Source organism: Azospirillum sp. TSH20 (genome assembly GCF_003115935.1).
In the GTDB taxonomy this organism is placed as follows: domain Bacteria; phylum Pseudomonadota; class Alphaproteobacteria; order Azospirillales; family Azospirillaceae; genus Azospirillum.
The window spans coordinates 1-14480 of the sequence record NZ_LGQU01000138.1 but is presented as its reverse complement, the minus strand read 5'-3'; the positions used below and the strand labels follow the sequence as shown (position 1 = coordinate 14480).

12 protein-coding genes, 1 tRNA gene and 1 pseudogene are annotated in these 14480 nt (G+C 65.6%); 6 read left to right on the top strand and 8 right to left on the bottom strand.

The genetic code is table 11. The features are described from left to right. Positions 1-14 precede the first annotated feature (14 nt). Both TSH20_RS35390 and TSH20_RS30630 read right to left on the bottom strand, forming a co-directional pair. A complete protein-coding gene (locus tag TSH20_RS35390; RefSeq protein WP_199232012.1) occupies positions 15-575 on the bottom strand; it encodes a DUF3102 domain-containing protein in 561 nt (186 codons plus the stop codon). Between the two features lie 167 nt (positions 576-742). Continuing rightward, positions 743-1153, bottom strand: coding sequence for a Rha family transcriptional regulator (locus TSH20_RS30630; RefSeq protein ID WP_109156461.1), 411 nt, complete (start codon positions 1151-1153; stop codon positions 743-745). Between the two features lie 233 nt (positions 1154-1386). On the opposite strand from TSH20_RS30630, the gene TSH20_RS34785 reads away from it, so the two are divergent. After that, positions 1387-1593 carry a hypothetical protein gene (locus TSH20_RS34785; RefSeq protein ID WP_136703996.1) on the top strand — a complete coding sequence of 69 codons (207 nt, stop codon included), beginning with the start codon at positions 1387-1389 and terminating at the stop codon, positions 1591-1593. 1803 nt (positions 1594-3396) lie between these two features. Here TSH20_RS34785 and TSH20_RS30625 read toward each other — a convergent pair. Then, positions 3397-3489: transfer RNA gene (locus tag TSH20_RS30625), tRNA-Ser, on the bottom strand. Positions 3490-3771: 282 nt separating this feature from the next. Between TSH20_RS30625 and TSH20_RS30620 the strand changes: the two genes are divergently transcribed. Next, positions 3772-4008 (top strand): hypothetical protein, encoded by a 237-nt coding sequence (locus TSH20_RS30620; protein WP_014188024.1) that lies wholly within the window; start codon positions 3772-3774, stop codon positions 4006-4008. Positions 4009-4044: 36 nt separating this feature from the next. On the opposite strand, the gene TSH20_RS30615 is transcribed toward TSH20_RS30620, so the two are convergent. After that, positions 4045-5526: a PAS domain-containing sensor histidine kinase gene (locus TSH20_RS30615; RefSeq protein WP_247871390.1), complete on the bottom strand. Its 1482-nt coding sequence runs from the start codon at positions 5524-5526 to the stop codon at positions 4045-4047. A gap of 473 nt (positions 5527-5999) precedes the next feature. Next, positions 6000-7451, bottom strand: a complete 1452-nt coding sequence (gatB, locus tag TSH20_RS30610; RefSeq protein ID WP_109152814.1) for an Asp-tRNA(Asn)/Glu-tRNA(Gln) amidotransferase subunit GatB — start codon at positions 7449-7451, stop codon at positions 6000-6002. A gap of 243 nt (positions 7452-7694) precedes the next feature. On the opposite strand from gatB, the gene TSH20_RS30605 reads away from it, so the two are divergent. Beyond that, positions 7695-8411: a hypothetical protein gene (locus tag TSH20_RS30605; RefSeq protein WP_109156460.1), complete on the top strand. Its 717-nt coding sequence runs from the start codon at positions 7695-7697 to the stop codon at positions 8409-8411. Here the strand turns inward: TSH20_RS30605 and TSH20_RS30600 are convergent. Both TSH20_RS30600 and fliN read right to left on the bottom strand, forming a co-directional pair. After that, entirely contained in the window at positions 8392-9651 is a 1260-nt protein-coding gene (locus tag TSH20_RS30600; RefSeq protein WP_109156481.1) for a diaminopropionate ammonia-lyase, read from the bottom strand. The two genes, TSH20_RS30605 and TSH20_RS30600, sit on opposite strands and share 20 nt — an antisense overlap. A 161-nt stretch (positions 9652-9812) precedes the next feature. Then, entirely contained in the window at positions 9813-10115 is a 303-nt protein-coding gene (gene fliN, locus TSH20_RS30595; protein ID WP_109156459.1) for a flagellar motor switch protein FliN, read from the bottom strand. Between the two features lie 238 nt (positions 10116-10353). On the opposite strand from fliN, the gene TSH20_RS30590 reads away from it, so the two are divergent. Beyond that, positions 10354-11196: a sulfurtransferase gene (locus tag TSH20_RS30590; RefSeq protein WP_109156458.1), complete on the top strand. Its 843-nt coding sequence runs from the start codon at positions 10354-10356 to the stop codon at positions 11194-11196. A 226-nt stretch (positions 11197-11422) separates the two neighbouring features. Here the strand turns inward: TSH20_RS30590 and murJ are convergent, their stop codons facing one another. Further along, entirely contained in the window at positions 11423-12973 is a 1551-nt protein-coding gene (gene murJ / locus TSH20_RS30585; protein ID WP_109156457.1) for a murein biosynthesis integral membrane protein MurJ, read from the bottom strand. Between the two features lie 132 nt (positions 12974-13105). Here murJ and TSH20_RS30580 point away from each other — a divergent pair, with 132 nt between their 5' ends. Further along, a complete protein-coding gene (locus tag TSH20_RS30580) occupies positions 13106-13891 on the top strand; it encodes an alpha/beta fold hydrolase (protein ID WP_109156456.1) in 786 nt (261 codons plus the stop codon). Positions 13892-14038: 147 nt separating this feature from the next. Continuing rightward, positions 14039-14480, top strand: a pseudogene (gene eno / locus TSH20_RS30575) (phosphopyruvate hydratase); the annotation flags it as partial.

Sequence of the window (14480 nt, the reverse complement as noted above, 5' to 3'; positions counted from 1 at the left end):
GCACCCACCAGCTTTCAATTCGGGTGGGCGGTTTCGCCGAAACGGTGGGCGCTTTCAACCGAAACGCCTGGGCGAATTCGCCGAAATACGCAGCACAGTGCATTCGCTCGATTGACCGTAGCCTCAGCCGTCATTCCGTACGCTTCGGCCGCCCTGGTCAGCTTGTTCGCAGCCACATCCCGTTCATGTTCCGCCCCCCGCTCGGCAAGAGCGTGGATGCGCAGGACGTGTTCAGCGTCACGCTGGGTGAACTCGGGTGCAGGCTCCTTAGGACGCTTGGTCGCGAACGTCTGAAGGAAGGCGTCAATGCCGCCATCAAAAGTGCGGAGGTCCGCATCTTCGGACAGCTTCGCGACGCGCATATAGGCAGCAGCTTGGCGATAGCTGCACCGGCAGTTCGCCTGCACCCAGTCCTTGAACGTCCCGTGCAGGCACTGGTCCTTGGCCTTCAACAGCGCCTCGCCAGCCCGCTTCGCCTCCAAGAGCATTCCCTTGGCGTGGTGTTGGGTCTGGGCGTGGGCGTCATTCACTTCGCGGGCCAGGAATGACAGGTCTACGATGATAGTCGGCAGCATCTTTCGATCCCTCAGAGTGCGTGGTTCTCTAAGGGTGGGGGGATTAATTTGGTTGGTGGCCGAAACGGCTAGAAGTATGCCGACTAATGGTAGTCAGAAAGATTATTGGACGCTATATGCTGCGCTCTAATGCTAAATAAGAGGCTTCAGACCTTAGGCCCTCTCAGTCACGCCAGCGCCACCAAGGCCGCATTGTCCGCAGCAAGCCGCAGGGCTTCCGCGAAGGTCTGAGGAACCCTGAAGGCCGGGGCAGCCGGGACCAGATCACCGCGGCGATACGCGGCGAACACCCGGACCAAGGTTGCCCGAACCTCCTTCGCCTTTTCCGTCCGGGAGAACATGGCGACCAAAAGGGCCTGTTCCTCGTTCAGATAGTAGGCTTTGCCAGGGCGGCCACCCTCGGGACCGGGGTTCGCCGTACGGCACGGCAAACCTCCGAAGCCTTCCAGTTCCGCGGCGTTACGGTTGATCAACTCCCGGATAACTCGGGGCCGCTCCATACCAAGGGCCGCCGCAAGCTCCGTGTCCAGAACACGGGGTTCACCTTCAACGGCGGTAACGCAAATCAGGTCGTTCATGGTCCGGGAGTCCTTCAGGAAGCCCGCAGGCGACTCGCTGAAGGCTCTTGGCGCTAGTGTGGCTACATGGGTGGCGGGCGATGGTGGGGACGCTGTAGCGAGTCGCTGGGAACGCCTAGAGGGTTCTCCATTTCTTCCGCCCTCCTTCACAGACGAGGGGTATAGGCGCCGCCGCAGATGGAACGAAAATCTTCTATAGGTGTTGGCCTATTTGTCTAACAGGAGGGTTTTTCATGCACTTTGAGTTGCAAACCCTAGCGTACTGCCCAATAGGCAATGATGAAGAATGTGCAAAAATCCTCGAAGAAGCTGCAAAAGACGTTGCAGAAAAGCTAAAAGCTGCCGGCTTTGGCTATGTGTTAGAAGTCCGTGACATACGTAGAGGAACGCGATTATTCCGCAGTATAGCAGGCGGACCAATTGGCAAAGAAGATCTGTGAAGATTTTCTGTTGTACGCGTTAGAGCTATGATCTTCCCCTGATCGTCGGTTATTGTGAAAGTGTCAGCATAGTTTTTCTGTTTACAGCACCGGAGCCGTCGGGCAGACGCCATTTGGTAGAGAACGTACGTGCCCCACTCAGTGGAGCGTAGCCTCTGTAATCTCTCGCTCTTTCAGAGCCAGCTTGGCGCGGTAGTAGAGGGTGAGGGCCGCCGCCTCCTCTGGACACATCTCAGTGGCAGCATCCTGGGCCTCTACGTCTTCAAGGGCGAGGGCGAGGGGCGTGGAACTAGATGACCGCCTGGGCATGGATTAGCCTCAGTGTGTAGGTTGAACGGCGCCCTTCTATCACACCACAAGACGAAACAAAGACCCACTTAGGGGAACCTCTTAGTTCTCTATGGTGGGAGCTTTGCAAGCGAGCGCGGTTATCGGTTCTGTGGCAGTTTGCCGTCGGAGGGGCATACGCCGGCTCAGATTTCCGCAGGGGGCACTGGGTTGTTCTGGTAGGTACTGTGTAGCTACCGAGATAGCGGCGCTTGTCACACCGGTTCGTGAAGCCGCAGCAGGCTGTCGGTGCAGGCAAAGCACCAACATCAACCACGCCGCCCTTTAGCCCCCATTTGCGAAGTGCCTTTTCCAAGAGGGCCGGCGGCTGGTGGTTCCATCTAGAGTCCCAACCCTCCCCTGCATCGGCATAGCGCCCGCTCAGAAGCCCGCAGGTTATGCCCTGATCCGTTTCCGCAGACCAGCTACAAGGCAGCGGTGCTTGTAAAGGCACAGCGGGCCTAGAGGCGGAGGCGGAGGCGGAGGCGGAGGCGGAGGCGGAGGAACCGACATCAACCACAGCGACCTTCAACCCCCTTTTGTAAAATGCCTTTCCAAAGACGACCTGGGGCTGTTGGTTCCATCGGAATCACTGTAACTGCTAAATCACTGTAACTGCTAAGTCCGGCTTATCCGTGGTCGTTGGGCCGGTAAATAGCTGTACCTTAAAGTAGAGGGGCGGAGGGGCCTCTGTACCCATTCTCCGCCCTTATGCAGCTGCACATCTAGAAGATGCCGCATATCCAAAGATCAATGCGCCCTCTGACCATTTGCGTCTTCCAAGCTTCGACGCTTCACGCCCTTTCGGCCCGTTGGAGACATTGCCGCCAATATAGCTAAGCGTCTTGCAACGTCATCGATCCTCATATCGAGCATCCGTCTAAGATGTGGCGAGGTTTCTGCCTTCACTATTAATGACTCCTGCTCAAGCTTCAGCAATAGCTTTTCGAGCCTTCTACATTCATCCGCGGAGTAGGCAGTGTAGCCACCGCTTATAGGAACCATACCCCCCTCCCATACATTTGAATTTCTATGAAACATCAGTCTCTGAACATTCCGCCAGACGCAGGAGTGGGCTGGGGGTAGCACGGGAGCACGTTATTCCAGCCCCAAATTGGGAGCATGGCTTTCGATCAGCCTTCAGCCTGACAGTGCCCTTGGTCGTCCAAGGCAGAGGGGTAGTTGGATAAGCGAGGGCATAATAACTTGTGCCCTCTCAGAAGCCCGCAGGTGACTCACTGAGTCGCCCCCGCAGCCTGTCAGCTACCAGGGTAGCGGCGCCGGCTAGGACCGCTGTATCGAGTCGCTAGGGAGCTTTACAAACACTGCAGCGCACAGGGTCAAATTGGGAGCTTTTGCCGTCCGCCGAGGACCAGACGGAGGGGCAAACGTGTACCCCATGCGTGTGCCCTATGGCGCATTTTTTTAGCATCAACTATTTGGGAAAATCAACGGCTTGGCACCTGCCAAGCAAGGTGGCGGAGGGGATGGGATTCGAACCCACGATAGGGCTTTAAACCCTATGACGGTTTAGCAAACCGTTGCCTTCAGCCACTCGGCCACCCCTCCAGCCAGTGCGGTTGCCCGTGGGGCATCGCTGGCGTGGGGAGGGTTCTAGCGGCCGGCCGTAGCCTTGTCAACGCTTACGGAGGCACAAATCCGCTTTTCCCGAAAATCGACAGAGAAGGACAAATCTGTATAAAATTTTAGGTGCTTTTTAACGGAAGGAGGATATGATGCCACCATGAGCAATAAAAAGCCTGGGTGACGCACAACTCGGTCGCGCGGGGGTTTCGCGAAGGCCCGCCCCGCCGGACAGTGACGCCGCACCCCGTCGCCGTGGAGGATGCCATGACCCTGTCACGCCGTTGCGCCGAAACGCTGATCGACCTCGTCGAGATCAAGCTGAGCTGCCTGGAGATCACCGACCGCGAGGACCAGCGCGAAAAGGAACTGCTGCAGCGCTGCGTGCAGGAACTGAACGCCGAACTGCGCGGAGAAAACGGTGCGCTCGCCAATTTCGCGGCGCCCAAGCGGCGCGGCCGGCGGCCCAAGCATCTGCAGTTCCACGAACTGCACGTCGCCTGAATTGCCGTCCGCCGCCTGATCGGCCGCGATTCCGCCTCACCCCAATGCCGGTTCCTCCGCCAGGGCCGGCTGCATGGCCGGCGCCTCGCGCGGCAGCAGGATGGTGAAGCGGGTGCCCTGCCCCGGCCAGGACTGCACCGACACGGTGCCGCCGAGCGGGCCGGTGACGGTATTGAACACGATGTGCAGCCCGAGGCCGGAGCCGCCCTGCCCGCGCTTGGTGGTGAAGAAGGGGTCGAAGACCTTCGACAGATGTTCCGGCGCGATGCCGACGCCGTCGTCGATGAAGTCGATCCGCACCTTGTCGGACCCGTCCGGCTGGGCGGTGATCCTGATCGTGCCGGACGGCGTCTCCGACAGGCGCTCGCCGTCGCCATAGGCGTGGACGACGGCGTTGATGACCAGATTGGTCAGCACCTGCCCCAGCGCGCCGGGAAAGCTGTCCATCGTCAGCTCGTCGTCGCACTCCACCGCCACCTTCAGATTGGTGCGCTTCAGGCGGGGCCGCAGCGAGAACAGCAGTTCGCGGATATAGCTGCCCAGCTCGAACACCCGCCGGTCGCCGGAGGATTGGTCGACCGCCACCTGCTTGAAGCTCTGCACCAGCGACGCCGCGCGGTCCATGTTGGCCATCAGCAGACGGCTGCTTTCGCTCAAGCCATCCAGGAACTCCAGGAAATCCGAGCGCCGCAGCGTGTTGCCGGCGAAGCGGTCGCGCAGGGCCTGCGCCTGTTCGCCGATGTGGCTGGCGGCGGTCAGGCCGATGCCGATCGGCGTGTTGATCTCGTGCGCCACCCCGGCCACCAGCTGGCCCAACGACGCCATGGTCTCCGCCTGGATCAGGCTTTCCTGTGCCTCGCGCAGGTCGGCCAGCGCCTGTTCGGCCTCTTCCCTGGCCTGGATCATCGCCGACTCGGCGGCCTTGCGGTCGGTGATGTCGTAGAGCCAGGTCAGCAGCGCCGATTCGCCGTCCAGTTCGATGCTGTTCCACGAGGACAGCACCCAGACGATGCTGCCATCCGGCCGGCGGAAGCGGAGTTCGGCATTGCGGAAGGCGCCCTCGCGGTCGAATCGGGCGATCAGCGCCTCGCGGTCGGCGGGGTCGGCATAGAGGTCCGCCACCGGCGAGCGCATCAGCTCCGCCCGGTCGCGCCCCATCAGCCGCACGGACTGGGCGTTGCAGAACAGCCAGCGGCCGTCGCGGGTGGTGACGTTCACCGCGATCGGCGCCGCCTCCATGATCTTCAGCAGCCGTTCCTCGCTGGCGCGCAGCCGCTCTTCCTGCCGGCGCGCCTCGGTGATGTCGGTCATGATGCCGGCATAGCGCACCGCCCGGCCGGTCTTGTCGCGAAAGGCGCGGCCCTTCGCGGCGATCCACACCCAGCCGCCGGCCTCGTGGCGCAGGCGGTAGGAATAGGCGTAGGCCGACGTCTCCCCCGCCAGATGCGAGGCGATGTGGGCCAGCACCCGGTCGCGGTCTTCCGCGTGCAGCCGCCGTTCCCAGAAGTCGGGCGGCATGGGCGGCCGGCTGCGATAGCCCAGTATCCGCGGAAAGGTGTCCGACCACCAGCAGAGGTGCCGGCCACCAGATCGGCGTCCCACACCGCGGCCCCGGTCGCCTCCAGCGCCATTTCCAGCCGCTCGCCGATCTCCGGTTCGTGGAGGGGCGCCGCCGCGACCCTGCCGGGCCCGGTACCGGAACCAGTGCCCGACATGACCGGCGAACGGCCGTCCATCCGGCGCCCGGCATACCGGCCCAGCAGCACCCCGAGCAGACCGCCGACCGCACCAGCCGCCAGCGCCACCATCACCGGCTCCGCCGCCATGGTTCCTCCACCGTTTCCAGCACTGTGGCGATGGAAACCGGGAAAATTCAACTGCGGCTTTGCCGTACAGACGGACAGTACCCAAGAAAAAAGCCCCTCCGCCGGGCGGAGAGGCTTTCTTTCGGACAGGGCGGGGATTTCGCCCCGCCAACAGGCTGTGGCCGCTTAGCCTTTCAGCTTCTTGGTCAGGATTTCGTTGACCATGGCCGGGTTGGCCTTGCCCTGGGTCGCCTTCATCACCTGACCGACGAAGAAGCCGAACAGCTTGTCCTTGCCGCTGCGGAACTCCGCCACCTTGTCGGGGTTGGCGGCCAGAACGGCGTCGATCGAGCCTTCGATGGCGCTGGTGTCGGTGACCTGGCGCAGCCCCTTCTTCTCGACGATGTCGGCGGCCTTCTCGCCGGTCTCGAACATCGTCTCGAACACTTCCTTGGCGATGCGCCCGGAGATGGTGTTGTCGGCGATCAGGTCGATCAGGCCGCCGAGATTCTCGGCCGACACCGGGCTCTCCTCGATCTCCTTGCCGGCCTTGTTCAGATAGCCGAACAGTTCGCCGGTGACCCAGTTGGAGGCCAGTTTCGGATCGCGGCCCTTGGCCACCGCCTCGAAATAGTCGGCCTTCGACTTCTCCGAAACCAGCACGCCGGCGTCATAGACCGACAGCTTGTAGTCCTCGATGAAGCGGGCTTTCTTGTCGTCCGGCAGTTCGGGCAGCGTCTTCTTGATGTCCTCCACCCACGCCGCGTCGAGTTCCAGCGGCAGCAGGTCGGGGTCGGGGAAATAGCGGTAGTCGTGCGCCTCTTCCTTCGACCGCATGGAGCGGGTCACGAACTTGGTCGTGTCCCACAGCCGGGTCTCCTGGTCGATCTTGCCGCCTTCCTCGATGATCTCGATCTGGCGGCGGGCCTCATACTCGATCGCCTGCATGACGAAGCGGATCGAGTTGACGTTCTTGATCTCGCAGCGGGTGCCGAAGGGATCGCCCGGCTTGCGCACCGACACGTTGACGTCGCAGCGCATGGAGCCTTCCTCCATGTTGCCGTCGCAGGTGCCGAGATAGCGCAGGATGGAGCGCAGCTTGCGCACGTAGGCGCCGGCCTCCTCCGAGGACCGCATGTCCGGCTCCGACACGATCTCCATCAACGCCACGCCCGACCGGTTCAGGTCGATGTAGGTCTTGGACGGGTGCTGGTCGTGCAGCGACTTGCCGGCGTCCTGCTCCAGGTGCAGGCGGGTGACGCCGACGGTGCGGCTGGTGCCGTCCGGCAGGTCCAGCACGATCTCGCCCTTGCCGACGATCGGCTGCAGGAACTGGCTGATCTGATAACCCTGCGGCAGATCGGCGTAGAAGTAGTTCTTGCGGTCGAAGACCGAGTTCAGGTTGATCTGCGCCTTCAGGCCCAGACCGGTGCGCACCGCCTGCTCGACGCAATATTCGTTGATGACGGGCAGCATGCCGGGGAACGCGGCGTCGACGAAGCTGACCTGGCTGTTCGGCGCGGCCCCGAATTCGGTGGCGGAGCCGGAAAACAGCTTCGCGTTCGAAATCACCTGGGCATGGACCTCAAGCCCGATCACGACTTCCCAATCGCCCGTTTCACCCTGGATATACGACATCGTTCCGCTCTTCGACGTTCACGGCACGGGACCGGACGGGCGCCGCCCTGGAAAAGGGCGCCCCGGCCATACCCTTGGAATCCTGTTTCTTCTAACGCCCTTTGCGCCCGCGCGCACGCTTTATCGCGCCGCCGCTTTCCTACCACCGCCCTACCACCATTGTGCGGCCGGCCACAGACGCGCCGTTAACCCTCAGGCAAGCTTTGCCCGCCACGCTGAACCGGACGAGCGCAGGAGAGTCTGATGTCGGTGCGAAAGCTGGTGCGGAAGGTCGGGTTCGGTGTCGGTCTGGGCGCCCTGCTGATGGCGGGCGCCGCCCTCGGCCATGCCGCCACCCAGCCGGACGGCCTGTCGCTCAGCCCCGTCGGCAGCCCGGCCGGTCCGGTCACCGTCAACCCGGCACCCGCCGCGCCCTCCTCGTCCGACTATCCCGATGCCGCCATGTCCCGCGACGACCAGGGCGACATCACCATCCTGCGCCTGGACGGCATCATCACACCGGGCGCGGAGCGCAACTTCGTCGATGCCCTGCGCGCCCTGCCGGCCCGCCGGCCGCTGGTGATCGAATTGTCGAGCCCGGGCGGTTTCACCGCCGCCGGCTACCGGATGATCGACGCCGTGCTGGCCGAACGCCAGGGGGGACGGCCGGTCGCCACGCGGGTGCGCGACGGCGATTCCTGCGAAAGCATGTGCGTCGGCCTCTATCTGGCCGGCTATCCGCGCTATGCCGCCCCGCGGGCGGAGTTCATGGTGCATGCGCCGCGCATGGCGGAGAATGGCCGGATGACGCTCCGCTCCATCCAGATGATGGTGGACCGTCTGGTATCCCTGGGTGCCTCGCCGGCCTGGATCCAGCGGGTGACGGCGGAGGGCGGTTTTTCCGGCGCCCGCGATTACCGCGAGACCGCCGACCGGCTGAGCGCCGACGGCGCCAACATCGTCACCGACCTGCTGCGCTGACCAGCCCCTCGGCGACCGCCTCCGGCGTGCGGCCGACGATCCGCTCGTAAACCTCCGGGTCGGTCGCCCCCTCGGTCCCGAACACCAGCACGCGGGCGTCGGGAACGAGGCCCAGCGCCAGCCGGGTCTCCTCATGGGCCGCGGCACAAAGCAGCCCGGCCAGCCCGGCGACGCCGGATTCGCCGGCCACCACCGGACGGCCGCCATGCTTGCCTTCCGCCAGCTTGCGCATGGCGGCAATCGCCCCTTCGTCGGGAATGGTCAGGAAATCGTCGGCGCCGCGTTCCAGGATCGCCCAGGCCAGCAGAGAGACCTCGCCGCAGGCAAGGCCGGCCATCACCGTGTCCAGATCGCCCTCCGACCGCATCGGCCGCCCGGCCAGCGCGCTCTGGTACAGGCAGTCGGCGCTGTGCGGTTCCACCACCACGAAGCGCGGGCGCTGCCGGCCCCAGCTTTCCCACAGATGGCCGCAGACCGCGGCGGGCAGCCCGCCGACGCCTCCCTGCACGAAGACATGGGTCGGCCGCTCGCTGGCCGGAAGCTGGGAGATCGCCTCCTCCACCATCATGGTGTAGCCCTGCATCACGTCGCGCGGCACATCCATATAGCCGCTGTAGGAGGTGTCGGAGACGACGAACCAGCCCTGCTCCGCCGCGTCGGCGGCGGCGCGGCGCACCGCGTCGTCGTATGGCCCGTCGACGACCACCACCCGCGCCCCGTACGCCCTGATGGCGTCGCGGCGGCCGGGAGTACAGGCGGCGGGCACGTACACCACGCAATTGCAGCCGAACACCTGCGCGCCCCAGGCGACCGACCTTCCATGGTTGCCGTCGGTGGCGGTGGTGACCGTCAGCGTCCGCGTCACCTTGGCATAGCGGCCGACGACGAGGTCAAGTGCCGTCACCGGCACGCCGGGCACCCGCGCCGTCACCTCCCGCGCCAGCAGCCGGAGCACGGCGTACGCCCCGCCCAGCGCCTTGAAGCTGCCGAGAGCGAAGCGGGCGCTTTCGTCCTTGTACCAGAGGCGGTCGATCCCCGCCTCCCGCGCCAGTCCCGGCAGCGAGCGCAGCGGGGTGGGCGCATAACCGGGCCAGGCGCCGATCTCCGCCATCGCCTCCTCGAAGGCGGCACGGCTGAGGATCGCGCGTTCCGACGGGCCATAGACCCGGTCATGGTCGGCATGCGGATTGGAGAAATGGCGCGGCAGGCAGGAGGATGGGGAGACCGCGTGTTGGGGCATGGCTTCGCTCTCCGGGCCGGCGGTGCCGTCGGCGACGGCCCATCCCACGACCACGCACAACGAGACCAAAAGCCATCGCCCGCCGTCAAGACGCCAGCGCGGGCGCGACTGCTACCGAATGAAGCATTCCGGAAGGCGGGCCCAATGGCGGGACGGCGCGGTCAGCGCTTCCATTCGCGGCTGGACTTGATGAAGTCGGTCAGGGTGACGCCGATCTTGTCGTCGATGATCGCCACCTCGCCACGGGCGACCAGCACGCCTTCGACATAGACGTCGGTCGGGTCCTTCAGATGACGGTCGAGTTCCACGACGGCGCCACGGCCGAGCTTCAGCAGATCGCGGACGCGGAGCATGGCGGTGCCGATGACGACCTTGATCTCCACCGGCGCGTCGCCAATGGCGAAGGACGCGGCGTCGCCGTCGTTGGGATCGGGCGCGCCGAGCAGGTCGTCGATGTTGGCCATGGCTGTCCAAGCTCCCGCGCCGGAATGGGCGCCTTCTTACACGAACGGGACATCCTACACCCCGGACGGGTTAGCCGGCAACGCCACCGACCGATGGGGATTGCGACAAGATTGGGCTTTTCCCATACCGGCGCTTCGCCCACACTGTCCACCCGCCCGCCTGCCGGCCTTTTCATTGCCGATGCGCAACAATCCAGGCACGCGAGGGCATCGACCAACCGGAACCGGGTTTATCCTGATGACCGACAGCAGCATTTCCCCGCTTGTGGACGCTTCCTGGCTGAAAAGCCGGCTCGACAGCCCCGGCATCGTCGTCCTCGACGTGCGGACCCCGCCCGCTGGCGGCTTCGTTTCGGGATCGGTTCATTCCGACTACGCAACGGCCGGCTGGCGGACTGTGGTCGGCGGCGGAGCCGGGATGCTGCCGGAACCGGATGTTCTGGCGGAACTGATCGGCAATCTGGGGATCGGCAACGGCGACCATGTGGTGCTGGTGGCGGCCGGCGCCAACGCATCGGACATGGGCAACGCCACCCGCGTCTATTGGACCTTCAAGATGCTAGGCCACGATGCCGTGTCGGTTTTGGACGGCGGTTTCGCCGCCTGGACCGCGGCCGGCGGACCGGTCGACCCGCAGCCGGCGGTTCGCCAGCCGACCAGCTTCACCGTCCATCCCCGCGCCGACCTGCGCGCCACCCTGGAGCAGGTCGAGGCGGCGGTGCGGGCCGGCGGCACGCCGCTGCATGACGCCCGCTCGCCCGAGCAGTTCGCCGGCAAGGCCAAGAGCCCGCAGGCCCGGGCCGCCGGCACCATCCCCGGCGCGGTCAATCTCGACATCGCCGCCCTCTTCTCCCCGACGGAGCACCGCTTCGCCTCGCCCGAGGCGGTGAAGGCGATGGCCGATCAGGCCGGTCTGCCCTTGCGCGACCAGCCCATCACCTTCTGCAACACCGGCCACCTCGCCTCGGTGTCCTGGTTCGCGCTGAGCGAGATCGCCGGCGTACCGGGCGTGCGGCTCTATGACGGCTCCATGTCGGAATGGAGCGCCGATCCGCAACGCCCGTTGCAGACGGAAGGGTGAGGCAGAAGGATACTTGGAAAGGAGCAGGAGTGTTCGGCAAGATCGACACGGATGTCACGGATTGGAACACGGATGTCACGGATGGCTTCACTGCAGCACGCAGGCCAGCCGCGAGCCGACCCCAAGGCGAGCCTAAAAAATCCGTGTAATCCGTGTATAAATTCGTGACATCCGTGTAAATCTTGCCCGACAAAGCGGCACGGCGCCAAAGCTCCTAGCACCGGTTTCACGCCTTCGCCCGGCGGCGGCGCAGACGGCTGAGGTCGCTGCGCCGCACCAGCCCCAGCAGGACGGCGGCGACGGCATAAACCGCCAGCCCAACCACCGCCAGGATCAGCAGCCCACCCAGCCGCTCCACCAAGCCCATGGCGCCCAGCCAGGGAGCCAGCCGCTCCGTCGCCAGCCACAGGGCGCCGGCCATGGCAGCGGCGGCAATCGCCATGCGCGGCAGGTTGCGGGTCAGCCGCGCATCGGCCCGGAACAGGCCGCGCCGGTGCAGCAGCAGCGCCAGCAGCCCGGCATTCACCCAGGCGCCGACGGAGGTGGCGACCGCCAGCCCGACCTGGGCCAGCGGCCCCATTAGCGCCAGCTTCAGCGCCACATTGATGCCGACCGCCGCCAGCGCCACCCGCACCGGCGTCGCCGTGTCGTGGCGGGCGTAGAAGCCGTTGACCAGGCTGCGGATCACCACGAAGGCCGGCAGCCCCAGCGCATAGGCCTGCAGGGTCAGCGCCGAGGCGGCGGCGTCCGACGGGCCGAAGGCGCCGCGCTGGAACAGCACCGACAGGATCGGCGTGCCCGCCACCAGGAAGGCAACGGCGGCCGGCAGGGTCAGCACCAGCGACAGCTCGATGGCGCGGTTCTGGCTGTCCACTGCGCCGGCCTCGTCACCGCTCTTGATCCGCTTGGACATTTCCGGAAGCAGAACGGTCCCGACCGCGATGCCGATCACCCCCAGCGGCAGCTGGTTCAGCCGGTCGGCGTAATAGAGGTAGGACACCGCGCCCGTCGGCAGGGCCGAGGCGATCAGCGTGTCGGCGAACAGGCTGATCTGGGTCAGCCCCGACCCCAGCGCCGCCGGCCCCAGCACTTTCAGGAAGCGCTTCACGTCGGCCGACAGGCGCGGCATCACCGGCCGCAGGGTCATGTCGGCCCGCCGGGCATCCCAGGCCAGATAGAGATACTGCGCGACGCCCGACGCCAGAACGCCCCAGGACAGCGCGTGGCCGGCCGTCGGCATCAGCGGCGTCCCGACCACCAGCGCCGCGATCAGGCAGAGATTCATCAGGATCGGCGCCGCCGCCGCCGCGCCGAAACGGCTCATGCTGTTCAGCACGCCGCCATAGAGCGAGACCAGCGAGATCAGCAGCAGATAGGGGAAGGTGATGCTGGTGAACAGCACCGCCAGCCGGAACTTCTCCGGGTCGTCGGCGAAGCCGGGGGCGAAGACCGTCATGAATTGCGGCATGAAGGCCAGCACCGCCAGTAGCAGCACCATCTGCACGATGACCAGCAGGGTCATCACCTCGTCGGCGAAGCGGCGGGCGGCGGCGGCACCGTCCTGCACCAGCTTGCCCGAGAACAGCGGCACGAAGGCGGAGTTGAACGCCCCTTCCGCGAACAGGGCGCGGAAGTGGTTCGGCAGCCGGAAGGCGACGAAGAAGGCGTCGGCCACCGGACCGGCGCCGAGCAGCGCCGCGGTCAGCACGTCGCGCAGGAAACCGAGCACCCGGCTGGCCAGGGTCAGGCCGCCGACGGACAGGATATGACGGAACACGATGGCAGGGTCGCTCTTGTGGTGCGGAATTAGCCCGGCGGCATCCTAGCGGCACGGCCGCGTTCGTCATAGGATCGCCGCCCGCATTCGTCCAGAACGCATCTTCCGACATCACAGGCCGAAAGCACCGACATGCCGCAGCAGCAAGCCCTCCCCCTGACCTATCTGGAAGCCGGCGAAGCCAACGGCGGAACGCCGATGCTTGTCCTGCACGGGCTGTTCGGCTCGGCCCGCAACTGGCAGACGCTGGCCCGCCGCTTCGGCGAGCAGCACCGGGTCTATGCGCTGGACCTGCGCAACCATGGCGGCGCGCCCTGGGCGGAGAGCATGAGCTATCCGGACATGGCGGCCGACGTGCTGCGCTTCCTCGACGACCGCGGCTTCGCCCGCGCCACCGTCGTCGGCCATTCGATGGGCGGCAAGACGGCCATGGCGCTGGCGCTGGCACATCCCGACCGGGTGGAGCGTCTGGTGGTCGCCGACATCGCCCCTGTCGCCTACACCCACACCCACGCCCCCTTCGTCGCCGCGATGAAGGCCGCGAAGCTGGATGGCGTCACCCGCCGGCCGGAGGTGGAGGCCCAGTTGGCCGACGCCGTGCCGGAGGCGCCGCTGCGCTCCTTCCTGATGCAGAATCTGGTGCTGGAGAACGGCGTCTTCTCCTGGCGGATCAACCTCGACTCCATCGGGGCGAACATGGCGGGGCTGATCGGCTTCCCCGATTTCGCCGGCGCCCGCTATGACGGCCCCACCCTTTTCATCGGCGGCGGCGCGTCGGACTACATCCGGCCGGAGCATCACGACGCCATCCGCCGCCACTTCCCCAAGGCTGAAATCCGCATGATCGACGGCGTCGGGCATTGGCTGCACGCCGAACGTCCGGCCGAATTCGCGGCGATGGTGGAGGGATTCCTCTGATTTCTGCGGCAAAACCTCGCATTTTCGCGTGGTTGTAAGCCGAAGCAGATATTGCATCGCCCGGAAGTCGGGGCTATCAAGCCTGCGCGCCTTAAAACGCGGCCTGCGAGACAACGCGGCTGCCATTCCTCGAAGGATCGACCGACCATGAGCGTCATCACCGAGATTCACGCCCGCGAAATCCTGGACAGCCGCGGCAACCCGACCGTGGAAGTCGACGTTGCGCTGGACAGCGGCGCCTTCGGCCGCGCCGCGGTGCCGTCGGGTGCCTCCACCGGCGCCCATGAGGCGGTCGAGCTGCGCGACGGCGACAAGGCCCGCTTCGGCGGCAAGGGCGTGCTGAAGGCGGTCGAATCGGTCAATGGCGAGATCTACGACGCGCTCGCCGGCCTGGACGCCGACGACCAGCGCGCCATCGACCTCGCCATGATCGACCTGGACGGCACCGAGAACAAGAGCCGCCTCGGCGCCAACGCCATCCTGGGCGTGTCGCTGGCCGTCGCCCGCGCCGCCGCCGAGGATGCCGGCCTGCCGCTCTACCGCTATGTCGGCGGCGCCTTCGCCTCGCTGCTGCCGGTGCCGATGATGA

Bases quoted from the DNA above. Each gene is read 5' to 3' on its own strand.
- TSH20_RS30605 (WP_109156460.1), top strand. From the start codon at position 7,695: ATGTCGGTGCGAAAGCTGGTGCGGAAGGTCGGGTTCGGTGTCGGTCTG.
- fliN (WP_109156459.1), bottom strand. From the start codon at position 10,115: ATGGCCAACATCGACGACCTGCTCGGCGCGCCCGATCCCAACGACGGC.
- TSH20_RS35390 (WP_199232012.1), bottom strand. From the start codon at position 575: ATGCTGCCGACTATCATCGTAGACCTGTCATTCCTGGCCCGCGAAGTG.
- TSH20_RS30580 (WP_109156456.1), top strand. From the start codon at position 13,106: ATGCCGCAGCAGCAAGCCCTCCCCCTGACCTATCTGGAAGCCGGCGAA.
- TSH20_RS30630 (WP_109156461.1), bottom strand. From the start codon at position 1,153: ATGAACGACCTGATTTGCGTTACCGCCGTTGAAGGTGAACCCCGTGTT.
- TSH20_RS30590 (WP_109156458.1), top strand. From the start codon at position 10,354: ATGACCGACAGCAGCATTTCCCCGCTTGTGGACGCTTCCTGGCTGAAA.
- TSH20_RS30615 (WP_247871390.1), bottom strand. From the start codon at position 5,526: ATGCCGCCCGACTTCTGGGAACGGCGGCTGCACGCGGAAGACCGCGAC.
- TSH20_RS30620 (WP_014188024.1), top strand. From the start codon at position 3,772: ATGACCCTGTCACGCCGTTGCGCCGAAACGCTGATCGACCTCGTCGAG.
- gatB (WP_109152814.1), bottom strand. From the start codon at position 7,451: ATGTCGTATATCCAGGGTGAAACGGGCGATTGGGAAGTCGTGATCGGG.
- TSH20_RS30600 (WP_109156481.1), bottom strand. From the start codon at position 9,651: ATGCCCCAACACGCGGTCTCCCCATCCTCCTGCCTGCCGCGCCATTTC.
- TSH20_RS34785 (WP_136703996.1), top strand. From the start codon at position 1,387: ATGCACTTTGAGTTGCAAACCCTAGCGTACTGCCCAATAGGCAATGAT.